The organism is Mesorhizobium sp. AA22 (assembly GCF_001672375.2).
GTDB classification, from domain to species: domain Bacteria; phylum Pseudomonadota; class Alphaproteobacteria; order Rhizobiales; family Rhizobiaceae; genus Mesorhizobium; species Mesorhizobium wenxiniae.
The window spans coordinates 5595492-5620555 of the sequence record NZ_CP048406.1 but is presented as its reverse complement, the minus strand read 5'-3'; the positions used below and the strand labels follow the sequence as shown (position 1 = coordinate 5620555).

At 62.1% G+C, this 25064-nt stretch carries 23 protein-coding genes and 1 pseudogene; 7 read left to right on the top strand and 17 right to left on the bottom strand.

The annotated features are described in order from the left end of the window. The first annotated feature begins 16 nt into the window (after positions 1 to 16). From A9K68_RS26810 to A9K68_RS26800, 3 genes are read left to right on the top strand one after another with little or no spacing between them, the layout of a single operon-like run. Positions 17 to 361 carry a RidA family protein gene (locus A9K68_RS26810; RefSeq protein WP_036267438.1) on the top strand — a complete coding sequence of 115 codons (345 nt, stop codon included), beginning with the start codon at positions 17 to 19 and terminating at the stop codon, positions 359 to 361. Between the two features lie 9 nt (positions 362 to 370). Continuing rightward, positions 371 to 1381, top strand: coding sequence for a succinylglutamate desuccinylase/aspartoacylase family protein (locus A9K68_RS26805; RefSeq protein WP_065007111.1), 1011 nt, complete (start codon positions 371 to 373; stop codon positions 1379 to 1381). A gap of 54 nt (positions 1382 to 1435) precedes the next feature. After that, on the top strand, positions 1436 to 2614 hold the full coding sequence (locus A9K68_RS26800; protein WP_065007112.1) for a hypothetical protein: 1179 nt from the start codon (positions 1436 to 1438) through the stop codon (positions 2612 to 2614). A 407-nt stretch (positions 2615 to 3021) separates the two neighbouring features. Here A9K68_RS26800 and A9K68_RS26795 read toward each other — a convergent pair whose 3' ends face one another. From A9K68_RS26795 to A9K68_RS26725, 16 genes and pseudogenes are all read right to left on the bottom strand, one after another. Next, positions 3022 to 3402, bottom strand: a complete 381-nt coding sequence (locus tag A9K68_RS26795) for a cupin (protein WP_065007113.1) — start codon at positions 3400 to 3402, stop codon at positions 3022 to 3024. Between the two features lie 8 nt (positions 3403 to 3410). Further along, positions 3411 to 4898: a 4-hydroxyphenylacetate 3-hydroxylase N-terminal domain-containing protein gene (locus A9K68_RS26790; RefSeq protein WP_065007114.1), complete on the bottom strand. Its 1488-nt coding sequence runs from the start codon at positions 4896 to 4898 to the stop codon at positions 3411 to 3413. A 14-nt stretch (positions 4899 to 4912) separates the two neighbouring features. Then, complete coding sequence (locus tag A9K68_RS26785) at positions 4913 to 5449, bottom strand: flavin reductase family protein (RefSeq protein ID WP_065007115.1); 537 nt, start codon at positions 5447 to 5449, stop codon at positions 4913 to 4915. Positions 5450 to 5541: 92 nt separating this feature from the next. After that, positions 5542 to 6270: a GntR family transcriptional regulator gene (locus A9K68_RS26780; RefSeq protein WP_065007116.1), complete on the bottom strand. Its 729-nt coding sequence runs from the start codon at positions 6268 to 6270 to the stop codon at positions 5542 to 5544. 200 nt (positions 6271 to 6470) lie between these two features. Further along, positions 6471 to 7265 (bottom strand): phosphoadenylyl-sulfate reductase, encoded by a 795-nt coding sequence (locus A9K68_RS26775; protein ID WP_246811239.1) that lies wholly within the window; start codon positions 7263 to 7265, stop codon positions 6471 to 6473. 45 nt (positions 7266 to 7310) lie between these two features. Further along, positions 7311 to 7667: a di-heme oxidoredictase family protein gene (locus A9K68_RS31930; protein WP_246811433.1), complete on the bottom strand. Its 357-nt coding sequence runs from the start codon at positions 7665 to 7667 to the stop codon at positions 7311 to 7313. A gap of 186 nt (positions 7668 to 7853) precedes the next feature. Beyond that, a pseudogene (locus A9K68_RS31925) lies at positions 7854 to 8701 on the bottom strand (putative sulfate exporter family transporter); the annotation flags it as partial. A 35-nt stretch (positions 8702 to 8736) separates the two neighbouring features. Further along, entirely contained in the window at positions 8737 to 10743 is a 2007-nt protein-coding gene (locus A9K68_RS26765) for a di-heme oxidoredictase family protein (protein ID WP_246811238.1), read from the bottom strand. 400 nt (positions 10744 to 11143) lie between these two features. Further along, positions 11144 to 12973 carry an allophanate hydrolase gene (gene atzF, locus A9K68_RS26760; RefSeq protein WP_065007117.1) on the bottom strand — a complete coding sequence of 610 codons (1830 nt, stop codon included), beginning with the start codon at positions 12971 to 12973 and terminating at the stop codon, positions 11144 to 11146. After that, on the bottom strand, positions 12970 to 13320 hold the full coding sequence (locus A9K68_RS26755; RefSeq protein WP_065007118.1) for a cupin domain-containing protein: 351 nt from the start codon (positions 13318 to 13320) through the stop codon (positions 12970 to 12972). Before A9K68_RS26755 ends, atzF begins: the two co-directional genes overlap by 4 nt. Next, positions 13313 to 13981 carry an isochorismatase family cysteine hydrolase gene (locus tag A9K68_RS26750; RefSeq protein ID WP_065007119.1) on the bottom strand — a complete coding sequence of 223 codons (669 nt, stop codon included), beginning with the start codon at positions 13979 to 13981 and terminating at the stop codon, positions 13313 to 13315. Before A9K68_RS26750 ends, A9K68_RS26755 begins: the two co-directional genes overlap by 8 nt. Beyond that, on the bottom strand, positions 13981 to 15510 hold the full coding sequence (locus A9K68_RS26745) for an ABC transporter ATP-binding protein (RefSeq protein WP_065007120.1): 1530 nt from the start codon (positions 15508 to 15510) through the stop codon (positions 13981 to 13983). The genes A9K68_RS26750 and A9K68_RS26745 overlap by 1 nt, the downstream gene beginning before the upstream one ends. Before the next feature lie 9 nt (positions 15511 to 15519). Continuing rightward, positions 15520 to 16221: an isochorismatase family cysteine hydrolase gene (locus A9K68_RS26740; RefSeq protein WP_065007121.1), complete on the bottom strand. Its 702-nt coding sequence runs from the start codon at positions 16219 to 16221 to the stop codon at positions 15520 to 15522. Positions 16222 to 16246: 25 nt separating this feature from the next. Continuing rightward, positions 16247 to 17173: an ABC transporter permease gene (locus tag A9K68_RS26735; protein WP_065007122.1), complete on the bottom strand. Its 927-nt coding sequence runs from the start codon at positions 17171 to 17173 to the stop codon at positions 16247 to 16249. Then, positions 17173 to 18297, bottom strand: coding sequence for an ABC transporter permease (locus tag A9K68_RS26730; protein ID WP_065007123.1), 1125 nt, complete (start codon positions 18295 to 18297; stop codon positions 17173 to 17175). The genes A9K68_RS26735 and A9K68_RS26730 overlap by 1 nt, the downstream gene beginning before the upstream one ends. Positions 18298 to 18355: 58 nt before the next feature. Further along, on the bottom strand, positions 18356 to 19483 hold the full coding sequence (locus A9K68_RS26725; RefSeq protein ID WP_065007124.1) for a BMP family ABC transporter substrate-binding protein: 1128 nt from the start codon (positions 19481 to 19483) through the stop codon (positions 18356 to 18358). A 321-nt stretch (positions 19484 to 19804) separates the two neighbouring features. Here A9K68_RS26725 and A9K68_RS26720 point away from each other — a divergent pair, with 321 nt between their 5' ends. Next, entirely contained in the window at positions 19805 to 20461 is a 657-nt protein-coding gene (locus tag A9K68_RS26720) for a GntR family transcriptional regulator (protein WP_246811432.1), read from the top strand. A gap of 161 nt (positions 20462 to 20622) precedes the next feature. On the opposite strand, the gene A9K68_RS26715 is transcribed toward A9K68_RS26720, so the two are convergent. After that, a complete protein-coding gene (locus A9K68_RS26715) occupies positions 20623 to 21276 on the bottom strand; it encodes a hypothetical protein (protein WP_065007126.1) in 654 nt (217 codons plus the stop codon). A gap of 394 nt (positions 21277 to 21670) precedes the next feature. On the opposite strand from A9K68_RS26715, the gene A9K68_RS26710 reads away from it, so the two are divergent. Genes A9K68_RS26710 through A9K68_RS26700 form a run of 3 tightly spaced genes read left to right on the top strand, consistent with a single transcriptional unit; the run spans position 21671 to position 25046 of the window. After that, on the top strand, positions 21671 to 22672 hold the full coding sequence (locus A9K68_RS26710; protein WP_065007128.1) for an ABC-three component system protein: 1002 nt from the start codon (positions 21671 to 21673) through the stop codon (positions 22670 to 22672). After that, complete coding sequence (locus A9K68_RS26705) at positions 22669 to 23169, top strand: ABC-three component system middle component 2 (protein ID WP_065007129.1); 501 nt, start codon at positions 22669 to 22671, stop codon at positions 23167 to 23169. The genes A9K68_RS26710 and A9K68_RS26705 overlap by 4 nt, the downstream gene beginning before the upstream one ends. Next, positions 23166 to 25046, top strand: coding sequence for a hypothetical protein (locus A9K68_RS26700; RefSeq protein ID WP_065007130.1), 1881 nt, complete (start codon positions 23166 to 23168; stop codon positions 25044 to 25046). Before A9K68_RS26705 ends, A9K68_RS26700 begins: the two co-directional genes overlap by 4 nt. Positions 25047 to 25064 lie beyond the last annotated feature (18 nt).

Genomic DNA, 25064 nt, shown 5'->3' with positions numbered 1-25064 from the left:
CTCGAAAGGATCCAATATGATCAAGTATTTCCAGTCCGGCTCCCGCATGTCGCAGGCGGTCGTCTATGGTGGCCTCGTCCACATCGCAGGCCAAGTGGCCGACAATCGCAAGGCCGGTATCGAAGGCCAGACCAGCGATGTGCTCTCAAAGATCGAGGCGCTCTTAGTCGAGGCCGGCAGCAGCAAGTCGAAGCTTGTGGCGGTCAACATCTTCCTGCCGCAGATCGGCGACTTCGACGCAATGAACAGCATCTACGATGCCTGGGTGGATCCTCAACGCCTGCCGGCGCGGGCTTGCGTCGAGGCTCGTCTCGCCGACCCCGATCTCCGTATCGAGGTCACCGCGGTTGCCGCTGTCTGAGTTGTCGCCATGCACACCGGCGTCACCCATACGCTCGACTTCGACCGGGACGGCAAGACATCAGGCCATCTCAGCATTCCCTTCTCGATAGACCGTTCGCCCTATTTCCAGGTCAAAGTCCCGATCTGCCTCATTCGCAACGGCGAAGGCCCATCGCTGCTTCTGATGGCCGGCAATCACGGCGACGAATATGAGGGCGAGCTGTCGCTGGCAAAGCTGATCCGCCGGCTCGATCCCAAGCGGATCAAGGGCCGCGTTACCATTCTGCCGATGGCGAACGCACCGGCGGTCATGGCCGCCAAACGCTGTTCGCCGCTTGACGGCGGCAATCTCAACCGCGCCTTTCCCGGCGATCCGTTGGGCACCCCGACAAGCCGGCTTGCCAATTTCCTGGAGACGGAACTGTTTCCCCGGCACGACGTCATCTTCGATATTCATTCGGGCGGCACCTCGATGGAGCATCTTCCCACGGCGCTTGTCGAGCGCAATACCGATCCCGACCGGCAGGGGCGCGGGGTTGAGCTGATGCGGGCGCTCGGCATGCCGTATGGGTTCGTGGCCGACAATGGCCGGGCCTCGCCGACCTCCATGGGCGCAGCCCGCCGGGCCGGTGCCATTGGCGTCAGCGGCGAGTTCGGCGGCGGCGGCACCGCCACAGTCGACACGATGGCGATTACCGCTCGCGCGATCGACAGTCTGATGATCACCCTCGGCGTGGTCGAAGCGCCGGTCCTTGCGCCTGAGTCAAAGCCTTCGGCGCCGACGCGACTGCTCTCGCTTTCCCGGCACAGTCAGGGCCTGTACGCCACCCGCCGCGGCTGGTTCGAACCCGCCGTCAGGCTCGGCGACGGCGTGGCCGCCGGACAATTGGCCGGCTGGTATCACGACCTCGAACGGCTCGATCTTGCCGAGGAAGCCCTGCATTTCGCCGAAAGCGGTATCGTACTTTCGCGCCGGCTGCACACGATGTGCGAGGCGGGAGACTGCCTCTTGCAAGTCGCCGAACCGGTGGAAGGCTGACGGGAGCCCAATCGGCGTCTTCACGGCGCCATTGCAGAAAACTGAGGATATTTCATGCAGCTTTCGATGTGGACCTATCCCTGGGATGTCCAGGATTTGGGCTTGGAGATGGTCGAACGCGATCTGTTCGAGCGTGCCGGGCTCAACATGATCAGCTTGGCGACCTCCTATCATGCCGGCCGGTTCCTGCAGCCGCGCAGCCCGCGCCGCAAAGCCTATTTCCCGGAGGACGGCACGATCTACTTCAAACCAACCACCGCGCGATGGGCCGATCTCGTGATCCAGCCCAAGGTGGCGGACGTGATCACGGAAGGTGGCGACGTTCTGGCCGAACTTGTCCAACGGCGCGAGGCAGGCGGCCTCCAGGTGTCGTGCTGGACGGTCTGCCTGCACAATACCCGCCTCGGCATGCTTTATCCGCAGGCCGTCACCCGCAACGCCTTTGGCGACCCCAATTATTACAATCTCTGCCCATCGCATCCGGATGCTCGCGCCTACGTCCGCGCGCTGGCCGCGGATATCACGCATACTTACAAGCCGGACAGAATCGAACTTGAAAGCCCGTCCTTCATGGGCTTTGCCCATGAATACCATCACGAGAAGGACGGTGTCGGGCTGACGCCGGAAGACGATTTCCTTCTGTCGCTGTGCTTCTGTCCGTCCTGCCTCGCGCGTGCGGCCGGTGCCGGCATCGAAGGCGAGGCGGCGCGTGAGCTCGTCAAGCAGTGGATTGCCGAGGCGTGCGAGCGCGCGGTTCCTGAACGGCGCTTTCCAGAATTTCCCGCAAGTGGCCTCGACACCTTTCTGCCCTGGCCGCAACTCCATGCCTATCTGTTGTGGCGGTTCGAGCCGGTGACCAGTCTTGTCGCCGAGCTGCGCGAGGTTGCCGACCCGGAGACACGTGTCCTCATCATCGACCTCAAAGACGGCTGGCTCGGCGGCTGCGATCTGGCAGCGCTCGGCAAGGTCTGTGACGGGGCGATCCTGTGTGCCTACGACATGCAGGCCGGCGATGTCGCAGGCCTGATGGCGGCCGGCCGTACCGCGCTCGGAGCAGAGAAATTCCTCGGCGCCGGCTATCGGCTCTTCTATCCGGAAATGGCGGGCCCTGAAATCCTCGCCGCCAAGGTGAAACCGGCGCTGGCGCCGGACGTCGACGGTATCAATTTTTACAATTACGGCCTTGTTCCCGCCGCAAGACTCGATTGGGTGCGTGCAGCACAAGCTGTTTGAACAATCGATCCGTGTGCCGCAGTCTAGCTGTCAATCCAGGTCCGGTCCTCGAACCGTGAACCTGGGAGCGGGACTGCCGGCTTTGCCGTAAGCGATCCATATGCGCCTGCCTTCCACACTACGTCGCGTGGGAGGCGGCAGATGCAGAAGGGTGCGGGACCGAAAAAGCCTGGTGGCGTCACATGACAGCCGACGCCCTGTTGTCGCCGGCAGCGGAATCCGGCTTCGTGTTCGGCCTCGGGCTTATCTTTTCCCTCGGCCCCCAGAACCTCACGTTGATCCAGGCGGGGCTGACCCGCAGCCACCCCTTTACGGTCGGTGACCCGCAACAGACATTAGGAACGTCAGAGACGCGCTATTACCGGCTCGGCGGCGCATGCTTGGGCGCGGACATCGTTCGAGAAAAGTTAAGTCTCGTAGTAGTGAAGCTCGAGCAACAGGCACCCGGTATGCGACCGGAAGGGACCGTGATAGACGCCAGGCGGCCGGCAAGCGTAGGTGTTCGGGGCAAAACTCAGCGACGGCTCTTCGACTGAAGATCCGCCGACGATGAGATCTCCCGATACGAGATAGACCTCTTCCCAGTATTCATGGACGAACGGCACCGTCGTATAGGCGCCCGGCGCAAACCGCAGCAGCCGCGTTCGGTGCCCGGTCTTGCCCGCGTCGTCGAGCCGGCCGGCAAGAATCTTCTGCTCGATGCCGGGCGGGTAACCAGGCGGCGAATGCCAGTCCTCCCCGGTCATGTCGATCGTGTGAAATTCCTTGTGTTCCTTTCGGATCGGCATGGCAAACCTCAAGCGGCAACCGGAGCGGCACGGTCGACCTCGTCGTCCAGCGAATAGCTGTCGAGCATGTGGTCGACCAGCTGCGTGCAGCGGTCCCAGTCGAAGGTGCGGAAGCTGTGCCCCTTGGTCACGAAGGTGGCGCCGGCATAGAACATCTCGTATTGCGTGTGGCGCGAGGCGAACTCTGAGCCGATCGCATCCCAGGCCAGCTTGAAGAATTTTACCCGGCCCTTCGACGAAGTGACCGGCGATTGCTGTGTCTTTTCAATCAGACTGCACAGCTCCGGATCGGCGAAATCCTGGACTGAAGACGGCAGCATGATCAGCCCGCCGCCCGCCAGGTCGCGCAAGGCGAGGATCACCCCGGCATAGAGTTGCTGTGTCAGCACCTGAGCCGAATAGAGCGTATGCGCGTCGGGCACGAAATAGGCGCCAAGCATGCGGCCCTTCACCTCCATGGCGTGTACTAATGCGTCGACCATGGTGTTCTGCGCTGCAAGCACTCCCAGCGTCTCGCGCACCTGCGGAAAGTTGGTGACGGCGTTGGTCTCGGCGATGCGCCGGGCGATGCCGACAAGGAAGCGCATCTTCACCATCAGGCGGATCTGCGCCTGGTAGTTCTGGAAGACATGCGCCGGCGTGGCATGGAACTGCCGTTGGCACATGGCGATGTCCCCATTGATAAATACGCGCTCCCAGGGGACTTTCACATTGTCGAAGTAGAGCACGGCATCGTTCTCGTCGAAGCGGCTGGCCAGTGGATTATCGAAGACACTGGCGGCGCTCCCCTCGTAGGATTTGCGCGACAGGATCTTTAGCCCGCCGGCATTCATCGGCACGGCGAAGGACACAGCATAGGGCTCGTCGCCCTCACGTAGCGGCTGGATGCAGGTGACGAACACCTCGTTTGCCATGATGCCGCCGGTCGCCAGCATCTTGGCGCCGCGGATTGTCAGGCCTGCTGCGTCCTGGTCGACGACGCCGGCGGTGAGGAAGCGGTCTTGCTGCTCACCCGCGGACTTCGAGCGGTCTGCCTGTGGATTGATGATGACATAGGTGAGATAGAGTTCGTTGTCCCGGGCGTAGCGGTAATAATCGGCAAGTGCCGCGGCTCGCGCCTTGTCGTACGCCTCGAAGACCTCGATCCCCATGAACATGCCGGAAATGCAGGAGGCGACATGGTCTGGGGCGCGGCCAAGAAAGCCGTAATGAAGCTCCGTCCAGGTTTCCAGCGCCTTGCGCCGTTCGACGAGCTCGGCATGGCTGCGCGGCAACTGCCAGATGCGATTGGCCCGCTGCCCGCCGCTTTCGGGAACTTCAAAGGTCATCAGCGCCCGGTTATCCGGCCGCGCCTGGAAGTCGTAGAGCATGCCGACCGACCGGATCGTCTGGCGGAAGGCTGGATGCGCGGTGACGTCGCCGGCCGTCTGCCCGTTGATGTAGACCTGCCTGCCGTCTCTCAGCATCTCGATATGCTGCGCCCCAGTCTTGATCATCTTACCCTCCGCGATCAGTAGTGGATGTCGAGCGGCCAAAGCGGCGCCGCGAACTCCGTTGGCTGCAGTGATGCGTAGCGCCCCTTGCCGAAAACGAGCGGTTGCCGGTCGGCGAAGGACCGAAAATGCTTCACCTTAGCGATGAACAGCACGTGGTCGCCGGCTTCGTGCCTGGCCCACGGCTCGCAGTCGAACAGCGCCGCCGCGCCGGGCAGCACCGGGGCGCCAGAGCGGCCTTGCTCGAACCGCATCCCCTCCCACTTGTTGGAAAGTGGCTTGGCGAAGCGGTTGGAAATGTCCTTCTGGTTTTCCGAGAGGACGTTGACCGTGTAACTGGCGGCCTTCTGCCAGAGCGGTAGGCCGGCTGAACGACGGTCGATGCTGAACAGTACGAGAGGTGGATCGAGAGACAGCGAGTTGAACGAACTCATCGTCATGCCGAGCTGCTCGCCATCGGCCACACAGGTGACGACGCAGACGCCGGTCGGAAACTGTCCCAGTGCCTGGCGGAACGCGCGCACGTCGAAAGCCGTTTCCCTGTGGATGATCATGCCCGGCCCTTTCGGCACCGATCTGTTAAATCACGATAATCAATTCACCAATTCCGTTGACCAACTGCCATGCGAACGCCGCGGCCTTCCTCTTACTGCGCTGCCACCGCCGGACTGCGCTTGGTTGCAACCGAACCCCAGCCTGCCGCGATCGGCAGCCGCAACGCGACGAGGGTCCGCGTCAGATGCTGGGCGACGGCTGCGGCCGCCTGTTCGGGCTGTCCGCGGCGTATGCCCTCGACGATCGCTGCGTGCTCGGCAAGCACGCTGTCGCCACGGCCGCCGGAGATTGTGATAGCGCGCACGCCCATCCGCAACTGGCGGTCCCGAAGGCTCTCGTAGAAGTCGGCGAGCACCGGATTGCCGGCGGCGCGCACGATCGTACGATGAAATTCCCGATCACATTCGATGAACGCAACGGTGTCGTGCTGCACCTCCACCTGCCGGGCGATCAGCCTGTCGAGTTCCGTCGCAAGCATGTCGCCGAAGCCGGCCGCCTGCCGCGCGCACCACTCTTCCACCAAGCCGCGCGCCTGCATCACCGCTTCGATCTCCGTCTCGGTGATCGGCGGTACATAGGCGCCCTTTTTCGGCACGATCTGCAGGAGGCCGTCTGCTTCGAGCCTCAACAGCGCCTCGCGCACCGGCGTCCGCGACGTTCCCGTCTCGCGGCAGACCTCAGCCTCGGTAAGGAACGTGCCCTCGCGGCTAGGCAAGTCCAGCACATGCTGCTTCAGCCAGCGGTAGACGACGTCCTGCGCAGCATCGGCGCGTTGACCTATGGCAGGGCGTTGTGATTGATAAGGGTTTGACATAGACATGATGTATACATGTTGTCGACCATAAGATCAAGCTAATTTTCGACGGAAATGGCGCTAGCTTCACATTCCGGTGTCAGCTCAGACCGCAAGATTCCATCCGGGGCGCCTGTTGCATCGGGGTAACCAAGTGTCGGCTTTTCACCACTAGTTTCCGGCAGCTGATCTCCTGGTTTTCGCGAGCTTTGCCTAGTTTTCAATCATTACGACAATTCGTAGTGGCTTCGCAGATGAAGCGGCAATGGCCGATTCCCTGGGGGGTGCGGACCTCGATGTCTGCGTAACCGGAAATCAGGAAGCAGACGGGGCCGAATTGCGAGAGGCAATGGGCGACCGGTGAATCCCGCACTCCATCTTCGACAGTCCGCTCCAGCGGCCCGCGCGCGGATTGTCCGCGCTGCCGCACTGGACCGTGCAGGGCGCGCAGCCGATCGAGTGGTAGCCTTTTCGAGGAGCGGATGCCGCGGAAGATCATAGTAATCGAGATAGGCCTCGATCTGCCGGCGGGTGAAGCGGGCAAGCGGGTCGATCTTCAGGCGTCCGTCAGTCTCCTCAAGCGTCGGAACATCCGCGCGAAGCCCGCCATGATATCGCTTGCAGCCGGAAATCCAGGCTTTGAAACCAGTCAGCGCATTTTCGAGCGGCAGAACCTTGCGGATGTGGCAGCATCGGTCCGGATCGCGGCGGTGCAGCGATCCAGCGCCGTCGAGCACCCGCAAGACATCCGCCTGAGGCGTGACGACACGCAGATCGGTGAGGCCGAGCAGAGCCGTCAGCTGCGCGCGATAGGCGATCATTTCCGAAAACAGCTTTCCGGTATCGAGCGTGATGACAGGAAGCGAACGGTCGATCGAGGCCGCCATATGCAGCAGCACCGCGGATTCCGCGCCGAACGAGGACACCAGCGCTATGTTTCCACAAAACAGGTCGGTGACGAGCGGCGCCAGCAACTCGGGTCCGTCGAGATGGTTCAGCTCTGCGATGACGGCTTCATACATGGCGGTTCGGCCGATCAAAAACGGTGGTGGCGTGATAAAGCCGCATCATAGCTTCGCCGCGAAATCGAGGATCGCCTGGCGGTCGGTCTCGTCCAGGTCGAAGAAGCGGTCGCGCACGATCTGCGCCGTGCCGCCATGGGCGAAGACGGCATCGCGCAGCGTGGTCGCGCGGCCGTCGTGCAGGTAGCGTTGGCGTAGGCGGATGCCGACGAGCGGGGCGGTCCGCCATTCGGCGCCGATCGCATCGCCCTGGACGATCTTGTCGTCGAGCGCCGGCCCCATGTCGTGCAGCAAAAGGTCGGAATAGAGCCGGACCTCGCCGTTGATGCCCTCCAGCGCCGGCACATGGCATTTGGCGCAACCGGTCGAGGCGAAAAGCCGTCCGCCATGGTTGCCAAGCATCGCGCTCTGGCTCGATGAAGGCGATGCGGCCCGGAAGGTCGCCGAGAAGGGGATCAGCGCGCCATAGGCCAGGGCCGCCGACAGAGCCACCCCGACGAAACCCACGCCGATCAGGCGCCAGGCGCCGCCGGCCTCTCCGAGCCGGCCGACCCCGGTGGTGATGCCGAGCGCGACCATCACCATGAGGAACAGGAACTGGTCGGCATCGAGGATGACGCGGCGCAGTTGCGGATTGAGGGTGATCTCCGAATTGAACATCACCACGCCGATGAACGCCACGATGAACCACGGGAACGGGATCGGCGGGCCTCTTGCGCCTTGTTGCGGCTGCGAAACACCAGGCTGGCGGCCAGCAGAAGCGGGACGAGCATCAGCACTTTGCTGAGCTTGACCAGTGTGGCGGTGTTAAGCGCGTCATCGGAAACGGCGAAGGAGGCGCCGTAGACCTGCGCCAGCTCGAAAATGCTCGCCCCGACGAACACGCCATAGAGGCGGTCGTCGAGATGCGGCAGCCATCCGCCCAGGAACATGACCGGATAGGCGAGCAACGCCACGGTGCCGCTCAGCGTGATCAAGGCGATGGCGATGCCGGCGCTGTGGTCGCGCGCACGCACGAGCGCGGCCATTGAGAGGATCGCCGCGGCGCCGCAGACGGCGCTGCCGACGGCGACAAGCAGCGCGATCTCGGCGTCGAGCCTGAACAGCTTGCGCGCGACGGCGTAGAGCAGCGTCAGCACCAGGAGCAGCTCGACGGCAGCCACCGCGAGCGGCATGAACCCCAGATCCAGGAACAGCCGCGTCGTGATACGGAAGCCGACCAGCACCACGGCGAGCCGCAACAGATAGCGCTTGGTGAAGTCGAGCCCTGGGCGCAAGGCGTCCGGACAGGCGAAGCTGCTGCCGATCAGCAGCCCGAAGAGCATGGCGACGAGGACCGGGTTGCGCGACAACGGCTCGCCCAGTCCGCCGGCGATCCAGCCGGCCGCAAGGGCGAGTGCCGCAGCAACGATGACGCCAGGCAAGACCGGGCGCATTTTTTCCGGTGCATGGGAGAGCGTCAGGGCAAGGCTCATGGCTTTGCCCCATCGGGCAGGCGGAGCGCTCGCAGATAGGAAGCGACCGCGTCGATCTGTGCGGAATCGTCTTCGATCGGCTGTGTGCCCGCCTCGCGGCTGACAGTCGCGCTGGTGACGCCGAGTTCGTTTGCGAAAGCGTTCGCCACCATATCTTCGAGGGTGGCTATGTCAGCCTTCCAGCCGTATCGGCCGACCCGCGATGCGCCTTGGGCGTCGACGACATGGTGCACGCGGCCTTTGATGCCGTCGCCCTTGCTGACCGCCTGCGCTTCGATGACGCTGTCGGGTATCTCGTCGATCCTGGCGAGACCATAGAGAGCGAGCGGCATGCGCAGCGAAATCACATTGGCCTGGCTTGGGATCGCCGCCGACACTATCCCCATGCCATCGCGCAACGCATGGCGTCTGGCGACCGGACTGTTGGGATGATCGATCGGAACCATTCGCCCAGAGCCCGGGTCCATATGGGCTATCCTGCGCGCAAAGAGGCTTTCATCAATGCTCGCACCGCCGGGGCCGGGATGGCAGGCCACGCAGGACGTTGCATTGAACAATGGGCCGAGGCCCATCTGCGCCGTGAAGTCGGTCTGAAACACTTGTTTTCCGCGCGCCGCAAGATTGGCGTCGGCTTGTGTGCCTTGCGTCTTCCGCATCGTCGTCGACGCGCCGTGCTCGCCGAAGGTGGGGATCTCGATGAGCGCACCTTCGCGGCCCGGAAATCCCGGTGCGTCGCCGCCTATCGTTATCCAGATCCGCTGCGCGTCCGCCGACGTCGCGATCGCGCGAAGACGATCGGGCCCGAGGGGCCCAAGACCGGGAACATCGATCGTCGCCCGGGCGAGAAGCCGGCCGTCCTGGCTCAAGCGCAGCAACGAGCCGTCGCCGCGATTGGCGACGAACAGATCGGACCCGCCGGCGAGCGTCGTGTGGCTCGAGAACTGCGGATTGGCGATTTCGGGAATGGCGGCGGCAACGTCGACCGGATGGTCGAATTGCGGCAGCGAGATCGTGCGGGTCCTGGCGACCGTGAAATGCCGCCGGTCGTCTTCCAGTTCAAGCAGCACCAGCCGGTTGCGGCCCGGATCGGCGATGTAGAGAGCGCGGTCCGGGTTCCACTTGAAGGCGATGCCGATGACGCCGGGATCGTCGCCGATGCCCGGGCCGGTACTTACCGTGCCGGGGCGGGTACTTACCGTGCCGTGGCCGGCGCTTGCCGTGCCATGGCCGGCGCTTACCGTGCCAAGGCCGGTGCTTGCCGTGCCCTGGCCGGTACTCACCGTGCCAGGCCCGGCCAAACCATCGACGCCGTCCTGGACATGGATTTGAACAACGCCGCCATCCGCGGTGACGGCGGCGAAAACGGCAAAGCCGCTGCCGTCCGGCGACGGACCGAGAAACGCCGTTCCGAGCGCGCCCGTCTGCATTCCGCCCGATGTCAGCTGGCCGCTTGCCTGATAATTCAACAGCTTGCCAAGCCAGCCGCTGGGCTGTGCTTTCGGCATCTGCTCGCGATCGGTATGCCGGCCGGCGAACACGCCGCCGGCCTCGCGGCTTGGCGCGTTGGCGAGTGGCGCACCGTCGGGGTCGACGACCGTCACGCTGCCCTCGCCGGCCACCCCGTTCGGCGCGTTAGCGATCCAGGGCCTTCCGAAGGCGTTGTTGACCGAAATATATCGCGGTCCGGATGCGGCTGCGAGGCGCGCGGTTCGAGCCCCGGCATTGTATCGCCGGTTGAGAAACCGTTCGCTCTGCGCCGTGTAGAGCTGAACCCGGTTCTCCCGATTGTCGCTGGCGAGATCTTCCGGAACGACGATGGGGTCGCCTGACTCGGTTCCCTGCGGATCGATGGACAGGATCGCCCCGTCCTCAAGTGCTGGGTTACCCGGCGGTGCGCCGAAATTGCTGCCTACGGCCACCAGAACCCTGAGCGGATCGAGCACCCCGCCCTTCGCGCGTCGCCATGAGAAATTCCGGATTTCCCGGTATCGGCCCGCCGACATGAAAGCGGCCCACCTCGCGCACGCCGGCCACGTCGGACAGCCCGACCGCGACGATTCGAGCGTTCAGGCGCCAATCGGGGATCTGATCCCCAGCGATCCCCGAACCCGACAGCAGGCTGAGAAATATCGCCGCCGTTGCGATGGTCCGGCGAGAAGAAAAACCCGACAGCACGGACCATCGCCGGGTCTGATGAGTCCCGACGAAATCTGTTGGAGCCACTGCACTGCCTATTCGCATCGCGAAGTCTCCGGCAGTGGCAAGCGCTTGGTCACACCTGCCACTCACGGTGCAACTTTCGCACACGCGCGCTTACGGATCGCTTACGGCATTCGGCGTGACTGGCTCGCCGAGCATGCTGCTATGATTTGAGGTCAGCTGCCGGCGCGAGTGGCAGGTCGTTCAGCCGGCCGGAACGCTCTCCAGTCGCTCTCTGCCGGCTTTTGCGATGAAGCTGCGCCAACCGCCATAGGCTGAAATGTCGATAGCCTGTGACAACCCGGCGGTTTCGACCAGGAAGCCTTTGGCCGATGTCCCGTCATCGAGCTCGATCGTGCCTATGCCGAGCGGCGGCGGGATCGCGGCCACGAAGCGTCCGAACGCGTCCGCCGAAAGCCGCCAGACCTCGACATCGATCGACTTCCCGTTGCCATCGGCAACACGCACGAGCCCCGGCTTCGGCACGGATTGGCCGGCGAGCGCATAGAGCTGATAGGAGGCGACCGTCTTGACGGCCCTGCTCATTCGGCCGCCTAGCGTACAGAGCTGGCCGTTGAGCGGCATTCCCGACAGATGCGCGCCGACGACCACGATCTCGATCATGCCGTCATCGAACTCCGGGATTTTGGCGACATTGGCAGGCATCGCCCAGCCTGTCGCGCCAAGGCCGAGACCGCTGGCCGCATGGAGCTCGCTGGCCAGCGTCGCCGTCAAGGCGTCCTTGCCGGCGGCGGCAAGCAAGGTGACGCTCATCGGCAGATCGTCGTCGCGCTTGCCCGTCGGTACGGCGATGCCACACATGTCGAGCAGATTGACGAAGTTGGTGTAGGTGCCGAGCCGGCTGTTGGTGAGGATCGGGTCGGCCAAGACGGCGCCGATGGTGTAATGCGTCGGCGCCGTCGGCACGCAGAAAAGGTCGACCGACGCTATGACCGGCGCGAGCCTGGCCTTGTAGGCCTGCAGCGCATAGAGGCCTTTGAAAGCATCCGCTGCGGAAAGTTTTCGCGCCCCGCCGATGATCTGGCGCGTCACCGGATGCATGGCTGCCTCGTTCACGTCCATGAAATCCGCGATCGCCGCATAGCGCTCGGCCACCCAGGCGCCTTCGTAGAGCAGGTTGGCGGTGGCGTAGAAATCGCCGAAGGGGATTTCTATCAATCGGCAGCCGAGCTGTTCCAGCGTCCGCAGCGCCGTTTCGAATCCCGCCTGCATGGCCGCGTCGCCAAAAAACTCCCGGTCCGTCTTTGCCGGAACGCCGACAGACAGCACGGATGGGCGCGGACCGAGCGGCGCCGCCGCGATAGCGCGCGAATAAGGATCGGCGTCGTCCTCTGCCGCCGCGGCCCTGAAGACGCTGTAGGCGTCATCGACGGTGAGTGCGAAGACGGAGACGCAGTCGAGCGTACGGCAGGCCGGGACGACGCCGGCGGCCGACAGCGCGCCGACCGTCGGCTTTAGCCCGACGATGTTATTGAGGCCAGCGGGGATACGGCCGGATCCTGCGGTATCGGTGCCGAGCGCGAAAGAAACAATGCCGTGCGCCGTCGCCACGGCCGAGCCGCACGAGGAACCGCCCGGCACCAGTTTCGGATCGATCGCGTTTCTCGGGATCGGATAGGGCGTGCGCACGCCGACGAGGCCGGTGGCGAATTGGTCGAGATTGGTTTTTCCGACGACCAGCGCGCCGGCCGCCCTCAGACGCGCGACGACGGTGGCGTCTTTCGCCGGCAAGTAGGCATATTCGGCGCAGGCGGCCGTGGTAGGCATGCCGGCAACATCGATGTTGTCCTTGACCGCGAACGGCACGCCCCAGAGCGGCTTTGCCACGGGATCGAATCCGCCGAGTGCCTTGGCTTCGGCGAGCAGGTCCGCCTTGCTCGCCAGATGGATGAAGATGCCTTGATCGTCCGCTTTCGCTATGCGCTGAAACACGGTTTCAATAATGGTAGCGGCCGATATGCCGGAGGCATAGCTCGCGTGCAGGCTGCCGATATCGAAGCGGATGTCGCTCATTTCGTCTCGTCCAGAATGACCACCGGCAGATTCCACTGGATCAGCACGACGCAGCCGTGTTTCGTCCATACCGAATGCTCGGTCCCGACCGGGTTCAGGATCACGCTGCCCGCCGGATAGTTGCCATTCTCGTCGCTCTGGGTGCCTTCCAGCATGACGATGGTTTCCAGTGCGACATGGCGATGGCGCGGTACGCCGGCGCCGGGCCGATAGTTCAGGATGGCGGCGGACGGTTCGGCCGGTCCGCCCTTGAGCAGCCAATGCACCGTGATGCCGTCGCGAAAATGCTCGAATGCCAGATCACGCCAGCCCCCATGGATGAGAGCCGGGTATGCAATGTTAGGCATCGGCAATTCCCTTGAGCACCTGGTCCGTTGTCGCCGTCCAGCCGACGATCGCGCCCTGCGCCCTGATCATGGCCAGCACGGCCGCCTTGAACTCCGGAAAATAGCTCTCCGTCGCATCCTCCGCCAGCAGGCATTCATAGCCGCGGTCGTTGGCCTCGCGCATCGTAGTCTGCACGCAGACTTCCGTCGTGACGCCGGCGAAGACGAGCTGCTGCACCCCGAGCCGTTTCAGGTTCTCACCGAAGCTGGTGGCGTAGAAGGCGCCCTTGCCAGGCTTCTCGATGACGATTTCGCCAGGCAGCGGGGCAAGCTCGTCGAGGATTGCCGTTCCCGGCTCGCCGACGATCAGCACACGGCCCATCGGGCCGACGTCGCCGATCCGGATCGATGGATTGCCGCGACTACGCTTGGCTGGCGGCAGATCCGAGAGATCAGGCCGATGACACTCCATCGTGTGGATGACGGGCAGGCCGGCTGCGCGAAATCCCTCGATCAGCCTTTTCACCATCGGCACGATCGCCACCACCCGGCTGACGTCGTTGCCGAGGCTGGCGCCGAAGCCGCCCGGCTCGGCGAAATCGCGCTGCATGTCGATGACGACCAGCGCCATCGCCTCAGGCTTGCAGCCAAACGGAAACGGCAGCGCGTCGATCTCCGCCATCAGTGATGTCCCGCCATATGCTCGCCGATCGTCTGGACGCTCGCCTGGGCGATCGGCGTCTCATAGACCAGCGCGCCGTCGGACATGACGAAAATCCGGTCCGAGAGTTCAAGCAGCTCATCGAGATCTTCCGACATCAGCAGCACCGCCGCCCCGGCATTGCGCGCCTTCATGATGCGGGCGCGGATTTCGGCGACCGCCGAGAAGTCGAGGCCGAAGCAGGGATTGGACACGATGAGAAGATCGACCTCGCCGGTCAGTTCGCGGGCGAGCACCGCGCGCTGCACATTGCCGCCGGACAGCGATGAAATCGGCGAGGCGAGCGAGGCGGTCTTGACCTTGAACTGCTCGACCAGGCGCGTCGCATAGTCCCTGATGGCGCTCATCCGGATCCAGCTTATCGGCTTGCCGGCCTCGTTCAGGTCGAAGGTCCGGAAAGCCATGTTTTCGGCAACCGTCATCCTCGGCGCGCAGGCATTGCGCAACGGTTCCTCCGGGATGAATCGCACATTGAGCGTGCGGGCCTCGGCGCGGCTGGCGCCGTAGGGCGAGCCCTTCACCAGAACGTCGCCGGCATCACGCGTACGCTGCCCGGCAAGGACTTCTAAAAACTCCTTCTGGCCGTTGCCGGAAATGCCGGCGACACCGACGATCTCGCCGGACTTCACATCGAGCTCGCCGATATTGATGGTTTTCAGGCCGGTGCGGTCGGGCGCCTTCAGCGCCTTCACCGTCAGAACCTGCCTGGCTTCGGCCGGCACTGGAGCGCGCGAGTCAAGCGCGGCAATCGGCTGATCGCCGATCATCATCGCCGCCATCTGCTTGTGAGACAGCTCCGACACTTTCCCCGTTCCAGTCAGCCTGCCCTTGCGCAGCACCGTGATGTCGTCGGTGAAAGCCGTCACCTCGTGGAATTTGTGCGAGATCATCAGCACGGTGAGATCGCCCGCCTTGGTCATGCCGCGCACGAGGCCCAGCACTTCCTGCGCCTCGCCGGGGGTTAGCACCGACGTCGGCTCATCCAGCACCAGAAAACTGCGGCCGAGATAAAGCTGCTTGATGATTTCGAGCTTCTGTTTCTCGCCGGCGGCGAGTTCGGCCACTTTGACGTCGAGCGGCAGCTTGAACGGCATCCGCTCCATGAATTGGGCAAGTGCGGCGCGCTCGTTGCGCCAGTCGATAATCCCCGGCACCTTCTCGCGCGAAATGACCAGGTTTTCCGCACCCGTCAGTGACGGGACAAGCGTAAAATGCTGGTAGACCATACCGAGGCCGAGCGCCGAGGCATCCTTCGGACTGGCGATCCCGACCTCGCGGCCGTCGATCAGAATGTCGCCGGCGGTCGGGTGATAAAAACCCATGATGCATTTGACCAGCGTCGACTTGCCCGCGCCGTTTTCGCCAAGCAACGCATGAAACGATCCCGCCGGCACCTTGATTGAGACGTCGTCGAGCGCGGTGAAGGCACCGAAGCGCATGCTCATGCCGATGGTCTCGACGCCAACTGCTCTTTCGCCGCGATCACTCATGGTCGAACCTCATGGCAACTGGGCAACGAAGGACGCCGAATTGGACACCGCGCCGAACACGCCGCCTTGCATCTTGATCATCTTGATCGCGGCGAGATGGTTGCCGTAGTCGGTCGCCCCGCAGCAATCCTCCAGCATCACGCATTCGAAGCCGCGGTCGTTGGCTTCGCGCATCGTCGTGTGCACGCAGACATCGGTGGTGATGCCGGTCAGCACGATGTTTTCGATGCCGCGCTGGTTGAGGATCAGCTCCAGGTCGGTGGCGCAGAACGAGCCCTTTCCCGGCTTGTCGATGATCGGCTCGCCTTCGGCCGGATAGAGGTCGGGGATGATGTCCCAGCCCGGCTCGCCGCGCACCAGGATGCGCCCGCAGGGTCCGGGGTCGCCGATGCCGGCATTGATGCGGCGCGAGCGCCAGCGCTTGTTGGCCGGCAGGTCGGCGAGATCGGGCCGGTGGCCCTCGCGCGTGTGGATGATGGTGTAGCCCTTCGCCCGCATGGCCGACAGCACCGACCTGATCGGCTCGATCGGCGCCCGCACCAGCGAAAGGTCGTAGCCCATATGGTCGACATAGCCGCCCGGCCCGCAGAAATCGGTCTGCATGTCGATGATGATCAGCGCCGTGTTGTCGGGCCGAAGCTCGCCATTGTAGGGCCATGGATAGGGGTCGGCGTCGATGTAGCGCTGCGTGATTTCGGCTCTGGCGTTCATTGAGCAAAACTCCAGTCTGGAAACGTCATTTGGTGATCGACAGTTCGCCCGGCGCGCCGGTCAGCGAACGGCTCGGCGACGAGCTGGCGATCATGATGACGAGGGTGAGAATGTAGGGTGCGGCGTAGAACAGATAGTAGCCTTGCGTGACGCCGACCGATTGCAGCGCCGGCCCCAGCGCGCCGGCGCCGCCGAACAGCAGCGCGGCGGCAAAGCAGCCGAGCGGGTTCCAGCGCGCGAAGATAACCAGCGCCACCGCCATCAGCCCCTGGCCCGACGAAATGCCTTCGGTCCAGCTGCCGGGATAGTAGAGCGACAGATAGGCGCCGCCGATACCGGCCAGCGCACCGCCGATGCCGGTGGCGATGAGGCGCACCGTATTCGGGTTGAGGCCCATGGCGCGCGCCGCGTCGGAACTGTCACCGACCACGCGCAGGATCAGGCCGGCGCGGGTGTTGCGGAAAGCCCACCATAGGAACACGGCAAGGGCTGCGCCGATCAGGAACAGCACATTGACGTTGAGCGCCGCCTGCACCTGCGGAACGTCGGACCAGCCGCCAAAGGGGATGGCCGGCAGGTCGGGCGCCGAGGGCTGGATGAACGGTTTGCCGAAGAAGAAGGCGAGACCCGAGCCGAACAGCATCAGCGCAATGCCGATGGCGATGTCGTTAACCCCACGGAATTTGCAGATCCAGCCGTGGAACAGGCCGAAACAAAGACCGGCGGCGGCGGCGGCCAGCAGACCGAGCCATGGTGAGCCGGTCATCACCGCCACGGCATAGGCGGTCATCGCGCCGAACACCAGCGTGCCTTCGAGACCGAGATTGATGCGCCCCGAACGCTCGGTGATGGCTTCGCCCAGCGACACGAAGATGAAGGGCGTCGACACGCGGATGGCGCCGCCGAGCATGGCGAGCGGAACGCCCCAGAGGCCGATCTCGGTTGGGTCCATCAGGCAGTTCCCTTCAGGAGATCGGGCCTCTTCAAGAGATCGCCCCTCTGCCAGAGGTCGGGATTGAAGGCCTTGAAGCGGCCGTAGAAGGTTTCGCTGAACAGGATGACGACGAAGAGCATGCCCTGCAGCACCAGCACGGTGGCGTCGGGCAGGTCCATGCGGCGCTGGATCAAGCCTCCGGAGGCGTCGATGCCGCCAAGCAGAAAGGCGACCGGGATGATGGCGAGCGGATTGTGGCGGGCGAGGAAGGCGACCAGTATACCGGTATACCCATAGCCGGCGGCGAGCGAGGCGTTGGCGCTGCCTTGCACGGCGGCGACTTCCAGCATGCCGGCAAGACCGGCGAAGCCTCCGGCCAGCGCGGTGAAACCGACGATCAGCGGCCCGACGGCAAGTCCCTGCACCTGGGCTGCCCTGACATTGCCGCCGGCGATGCGGGCGGCGAACCCCCAGCGGGTCTTTTCGATCAGCAGCCAGGACAGAATGCACGCGATGACGCCAACGACCAGGCCCCAATGCACGTCCATGCCCGGAATATTGCCGATGCGGTAGGCCTCCGCCAACGGCTCGGTCGACGGTTTGTTGAGTGAGGCGGGATCGCGCAGCGGTCCTTCCACCAGATGGTTCATCAGGGCGATGGCGATATAGGCCATCAACAGGCTCGATATCGTTTCGTTGACGACACGGTAGTGGCGTAGCGCGCCGGCGGCACCGATCCAGATGCCGCCGGCGGCCATGCCCGCCACGCCCATGGCAAGAACAACGAAAAAGGCCGGCGTGCCGCTGGTGGCCACGCCAGTTGCAGCCGCGGCAACACCGCCCAGTACGATCGCGCCTTCGCCGCCGATGACGACGAGGCCGAGCCGGGCCGGCAGTGCCACGCAGAGTGCTGCTAGCAGCAAGGGTGCGGCCCGCGACAGCGAGTTCTGGATCGAGAACCACGAGCCGAAGCCGCCGCGCCACATCGTTTCATAGAGCTGCACCGGCGACTTGCCGACCAGCGCGATGAACAGGCTGAACAAGGCCATGCCGACGATCAGCGCGGCGAGCGGGATGACGAAGGCTTCCGCCCGCCGGGCGATCCCTTCGAGCGCCGTCGGATAGGCCTTCGCGCCGAACATCACTGGCGCGCCCGCACTGCTCACCGTGTCTGCCATGGCCCCCGTCTCCGATCCATCCTCAAGCGGTCGAGCCGACGACACCCTCGACGAGATAGTCCATGCTTTCCAGCTCGATCGCGGCCTCGACGAAGATCTGGCCCTCGGTTGCGACGACGTCGCCCTTGTTGTTCTTCAATGGACCTTTGATCACGGAAAAGCCGCCCTTCATCATTTCGGCGAGCGTGCCGTCGAACTGTGCGCGCGCCGCCTCGCTGACGGCGGGACCGAGCGGGCTCATCTTGACGAAGCCGTCGGCCAGTCCGCCACGCGTGAAATTGGGCAGCGGCTTGCCGGCCACGAGGTCGTCGACGAACATCTTGTAGACCTTCGCCCAGTTCCATTCCGCGCCGGTCAGATATTTTTCCGGCGCCAGCGGGCTCTGATTGGCATGGTAGCCGCAGATGAAGGCACCGCGTCCCGCCGCTGTTTCGACCACCACTTTCGGGCTGTCGACATGGCAAGTGATGACGTCGGCACCCTGATCGACCAGCGCATTGGTGGCTTCCGCCTCCTTGACTGCTAGCGACCATTCGCCGGTGAAGATCACCTGGCAGGTGATTGCCGGGTCGACCGAGCGTGCGCCGAGCAGGAAGGAATTGATGTTGAGCAGGACCTGCGGAATGGGTTTTGCGGCGACGAAGCCGATCTTCTTGGTTTTGGTGGCGTGGCCGGCGGCGACGCCGTTGAGGTACTGGCCCATGCCGATATAGCCGAAATAGGAACCGGCATTCATCGCATGCTTGTCCTTGTTCCACATGCCGCCGCAATGGCGGAACTGCATGTCGGGGAATTTCTCGCACATGGCCAGCATATGCGGATCGAAATAGCCGAAGGAGGTCGGGAAGATCAGCGACGCGCCGTCGAGGTTGATCATCGATTCCATTGTCTTCTGGACATCGACCGTTTCGGGGACGTTCTCCTCCTCGACAACGGAGATGCCCTCAATGGCCTTCAATGTGGCGGCTCCCTCGGCATGCGCCTGGTTGTAGCCGTAGTCGTCCTTCGGTCCGACATAGATAAAGCCGACAGTGACGGCAGCGGCGAACGCCCTGCTGATCGGAAATGACGCCGCGGCGAGACCGAGCGCCGCTCCGGCGGCGGAGGTCTTGAGCAGATCGCGGCGGCTAAGCATGAATCTCTCGGTCATGTCGATGCTCCCTGTTGGACCCTTTTCCGGGTCGATTGATTCCCTTCTCGGAAAAGTGCATGCAATCACTGTGCCAGTTTCAAAACTAAAATTTATTCAATGAAATCAGTCGATACACAGACCAGTCCTGCTTAAGAGAAAGGCAATTGCATGCACTTTTTGCCTTTCGAATAGTCAGTTTGACAGGTAGATTAAAATAGAGGCATAGAGGACGCGTCCGAGTCGAAACTTCCGGCGAGCCACTCGCCTCTGCAAAGCCTGGACGGAGGAAAATTGTCGGCGAAGCGCAGCTTGATCAGGTCGGGCACAACCGTCGATCAGATGGTGAGGGCGATCGGCGACCGGATCGTCACCGGCTTCCTGCGCCCCGGCGAAAAGCTCGACGAGGCCTCGCTGGCTGCCCGCTTCGACGTGTCGCGAACCCCCGTCAGGGAGGCGCTTGGCCGGCTGAGCGCCATGGGGCTGGTCGAAAGGCGGCCCAACCGGGGCGCCACCGTCGCCGTGGTGACGCAGGAGCACCTTGCCTCGATGTTCGAGAGCATGGCCGAGCTTGAAGCGATCTGCGCGCGGTTCTCGGCCGAGCGCATGACCGCCGGCGAACGCCGCGCGCTCGAAATCGAGCACCAGGCATCCGCGCGCCTTGTGCAGCTGGGTGCGGAGGAGGACTACGAGTATTACAACACCGAGTTCCACACAAGGCTTTATCGCGGCGCGCACAGCAAGCACATCCATGAACTGGCCTTCATGACGCGCAGCCGGCTGGCGCCGTTCCGGCGCGCGCAATTCATGCTGCCGGGCCGCCTGGCCAAATCCTGGCAGGAGCATGACGTCATCGTTACCGCAATCATGCGCGGTGACGGCGCTGCCGCAGGACAGGCAGCCAAGGATCACGTTTCCATCGTCAGCGAGGCGAGCGCCGTTTTTGCCGCGGTTGACCCGATGAAGCCGGCAGCGGATTCGATCGGGATGTCTCCCTAGTGGACAAAACCTGACGTACCGTTTTGACCCCGAGGCGACCTATGTCTTGCGTGTAGCGAATGGCCGCTTCGCGCCTAAACGCGGCCGTTAAGGTCCGCGCTGCTGCTCACCAAAAGCTGACATCGACACAGCCATAAAAAGGTGGAGAACAGCGATCTGCTTTAACTTCCGGATGGCATGACCGGTATCGTCACACGCCCAGTCAGCTTTTTCCATTGGTCGTTGTCTATGAGTGTTGAACGATAGACACGTAACCCCGAGCATCCGGGCAGAGACATCAAGGTTTCCTTCACGACAGGGACCAAGGCTGGAGCGAGCCAAGGACTGAGTGTGATGCGGGTTATTGCATTTAGCCCAATCGGCACAGCATAGGCGGGTAGTTCCTCATCATTGTCGACGTAGACCGCGCGATACTCACTCTCGTCGCCGTATGGCCAGCGCTTCATGAACGGCAACCGCTCTAGGTCCACGTCCGCCATCTTGTTGACTTGATTGATCAGTTGGTAGTTCACCATCTGGTGGCGCACGCCCTCTGCCCGACTAAAGGCTGAACGCAGTTTTTCGCTGTCAAACTCTAAGCAGACTCCGTCTGCCCCATGGGAGAATACCTGCCAATGGTGATACGTCTCCTCTCGGACTGCGAGACAAATCGCCAGGATGGTCTTTGCTTGTTTCAGCCGCTTGTATTCTGCCATGAAGAAGGCATCATTCCTGTCGTCCCATGTATTAGGGCTCAATAGCGTCAGGCACTTGTTGCGCAGGATGTGCAGCGCCGATGCCAGATTGGTATAGCGACGATAAGTTCGCTCGGTCATCGTTCCTCCTCCCTTGCTCCTCTCGGTCAAAGGCATTCTTTATAGGAGAAGCCGTTATAGTGCTCGCCAGTTGCGCCGAAACGATTGATGCGGTCGGAAGCCACCAGGTCGATCGCTTCGAGCGCCGAGCATTTGCCGGAATTATTATTCCCTATAAGAACGCTGTGGATAGGCAGAACCAGCTTTGCGCTCGCGATCTCCGGAATTCGTAATAGATAAGTGGGCGATTTGCCTGGCTTCCGCGCACACATTTTTGGCGAATGCTAGCTACGGATGGCCCGTCTGCATAGCGGCGAGATACGTTGCCGAGATTAATTGGCGGTTGTAGTTGTAAAGTTGCTTCGGGCAGCGTACGCACAATCATATGTTGTCATCACTCTGTTGATTCTTGCGCATGGTCAAGGTTCCAATAGATCGTCAAATCCTCGCGCTTACCGATGAGCAACTCGAAAGCTTTGTGCGAGAATGGATCGGCCACAAGGCAGGATATGTGAAAGCACAACGATTCACCGGCCCTGGCGACATGGGCCGCGATGTGGTCGGCTATCTGACCGTTCAGCAGCTAGAAGGTGAATGGCATAACTATCAGTGTAAGCAGTACGGAAGATCTCTAGCAACCGATGTAGGAATCGCCGAGCTTGGTAAGATTTTGTACTACAGCTACAAAGGGGAATTCACCGCTCCAACCAAGTATTACTTTGTAGCGCCACGCGGTGTGAACCGAAACCTAAAGCGCCTCATTGCCAAACCCTCAGAATTCAGAGCTTCAATTCTGGAAAAGTGGGATACTTACTGTGGAACTACCATTGTGGATGGGCCCACCATTCCGCTGACAGCCGAGTTGCGTGCGTTCATCGAGGCTTGGGATTTCTCACGGGTAGAGTTGGTGATGGTCGATGAAATCCTGACGGATTCTGCGGCCAAGCCGGTACTACAATCGTGGTTCGGAATCGACCCTGGTCCAGCGCCGGTGGGTACTGTGCCCGACGAGATCGAACTACATGAGCTGCCATACGTTGGACAATTGCTAGACGCATACGGTGAGCGTGAGGGAAGTGCGATCGACAAAGAAGCGGCGCGAACGCACGCCATTCACGGCCTGCATCTGAAAATGCAGCGTGAGCGATTTTTCGACGCCGACTCGTTCACACGGTTTTATCGGGACAATACGATGCAGGAGGAGATCGATATCTTACGTCGAGATCTCCACCACGGCGTCGCGGAGACGCACAAGGCGGACTATCTCGATAGTCTGCGCCGGGTTGACGCTGTCATGACGCAAGCAGCAAACGTTCAGCCGTCCGGCGCACTGGCCAAGTATGCCCGCGTTCCGGTGAAGCAGGGGATTTGTCACCATTTCGCGAATGAAGGCGTGCTCAAATGGCGCAAGGAATGACCAGCTATGAAGCAGAGCGGACTCCGCTGTTCAACAGCGCCCTCGAGACGGGAACCCGCGCGGTGGTAATGTTGGATGCGGCGTTTCCGCGCGCATTTGATCTTTCGCATTTGGTCTGGCTCGATCATCTAGTGGTTCATACGGCGGACATAGGAGGACCAGAAAGCCTCCATCCCGATATTCCGCAACGCACCGGTGAACTTCTAGTGAGGCGTCGACTTGTCGAGAATGGTCTTACCCTTATGCGTCAGCTCCATTTGGTCGATGCCCAGACCGGGGACGACGGGATTATGTATGTCGCGCGAGAGGAGGCTGCTGCGTTCGTCGATTCTCTTCGCACGAGTTACGGCAAAGGCTTAAAATCCCGCGCCGAATGGCTCGCCAATTATGTCGGCCAAAGATCCGACAATGATCTGGCGGAGATGATCTCAAGACGCATCGGTAGATGGACAGTCGAATTCCAAGGTGAAGGCGGTGAGCTAGGAGACGGCGCTTGAAACGACCGTGGCTCACCCTCAATCGCCTCACGTTTACAGGCCCCAACGGCGAGGCAGCCACACTGGATTTCTCGCCGGGCCTTTACGTGCTCTATGGGGCGTCCAATACCGGCAAGTCGTTCTCGGTCAAGTCTTTGGACTTTCTTCTCGGTGCAGCCAGAGAGCTGCCAGGCATAGCGGAGCGCGCGCCCTACGACCGTGGTTGGCTCGGTCTTGAGCTCCCTATCTCAGGATTATCGACGTTCATGCGCGCATTGGCGGGCGGCTCCCTTGAGTACCATCCCGACCTCGTCACATCTTCTCCCACAAACGGAGCGAACATGATCCGAGCGCTGTCAGGACGGCACGACAGCGCGAACACGGATAATGTCTCTCAGTTTCTGTTGAATGAAATAGGTCTCACCGGCCGCGAGATCGCGACGGATGCCAATGGCAAGAAACGTCCACTTAGTTTTCGTGACCTCTCCAAGTTTTGCATTGTCGATGAAACCTCGATCCAAAGCGAAACATCACCGGCTCTCTCAGGACAATATACATCTGTCACTGCCGAACGAAGCGTGTTCAAGCTCATGCTCACCGGTGATGACGACAGCGCCATTGTACCGGTGGTCGATAGGAAAACCTTCAAAGCATCAACGACAGGCAAGTTTGAAGTCCTCGATGATATGATTTCTGCACTTGACGAGAAGCTGACGGCAGATTTTCCCAATGCGGATCAACTGGTCGATCAAAATGCATCACTGGAGCAGACGTATCACAACGCCCGGCGTGAGTTTGATCAGGCTCAAGAGTCTATTCGAGCCAGACTAGCGGCAAAGCGGAACTATGCTGATGCGATTTCGCGACTGGAGGCCAGGCGAGCGGAAATTCATATCAATATCGGAAGATTTGAACAGCTCCAGGAAGTGTACCAGTCCGACGTTTTGCGGCTGGAGTCTATCGAAGAAGCAGGCTTTCTGCTGGGCCTTGGCGGAGACCGCGATTGTCCGCTATGCGGTGCGATTCCAGAGAACCAAAAGCATGCGCGTAGTCTTGATGAGATCGAGAAGACTCGGGCTGCCGCCGGTGCGGAAATTGCAAAGATCAAACACCAAAGTGTTGAGCTGGAGACCGCATTGGCAGACCTGCATGCCGAAGGGCTGCAACGCGAAAAGGAGCTTATCGAAGCATACGATGGCCTTGCTCACGTTGAACGCGGTCTCGCCGAGCTAGCGCCCACCGCCAATGAAGCACGAAGGCGATTGCATGAGGCATTGTCGGTTCGAGACAAAGTTCGCGAGGGCCTCGCATTGATCGAACAGCGAGCATCACTCCTCGATCGACGAACTGCACTTGCTGCTCTTCGGCCTGCCGCAAAGAATGAGAGGCCGAACCTCAGTCTACCGACCAACGTCGCTTATGATTTTGCACAGATGGTGAGTTCTGTGCTCGAAGAATGGCAATTTCCCGGACAGCGCAACGTTTCCTTCGACGAAACGAGTTTTGACCTAATCATTGACGGCAAGCATCGCCGCGACAACGGCAAAGGCGTACGCGCGATCACTCATGCGGCTTTCAAAGTGGCACTGTTCTTGTTTTGCCGAGAGCGGCAGCTTCCACATCCTGGCTTCGTGTTGCTCGATACGCCCTTGCTTACCTACCGAGATCCTATTCATTCCAAAGCAGGGCCGCTGACACCGGATGAGGCGGCTCTCAGCAACACGTCGCTCAAAGACTTCTTTTTCGAGCATCTCTCCAAGAATGGCGACACCTGCCAGTTTTTGGTCATCGAGAACGTGGAACTGCCTTCCAACATAGAATCCCTTGGCAAGGTAGAGACGCTGACTGGCAACCCGGCTACCGGACGCGCCGGGCTGTTTCTTCCGGCAAGAGGATAACTGTACCGAATGGCTGGA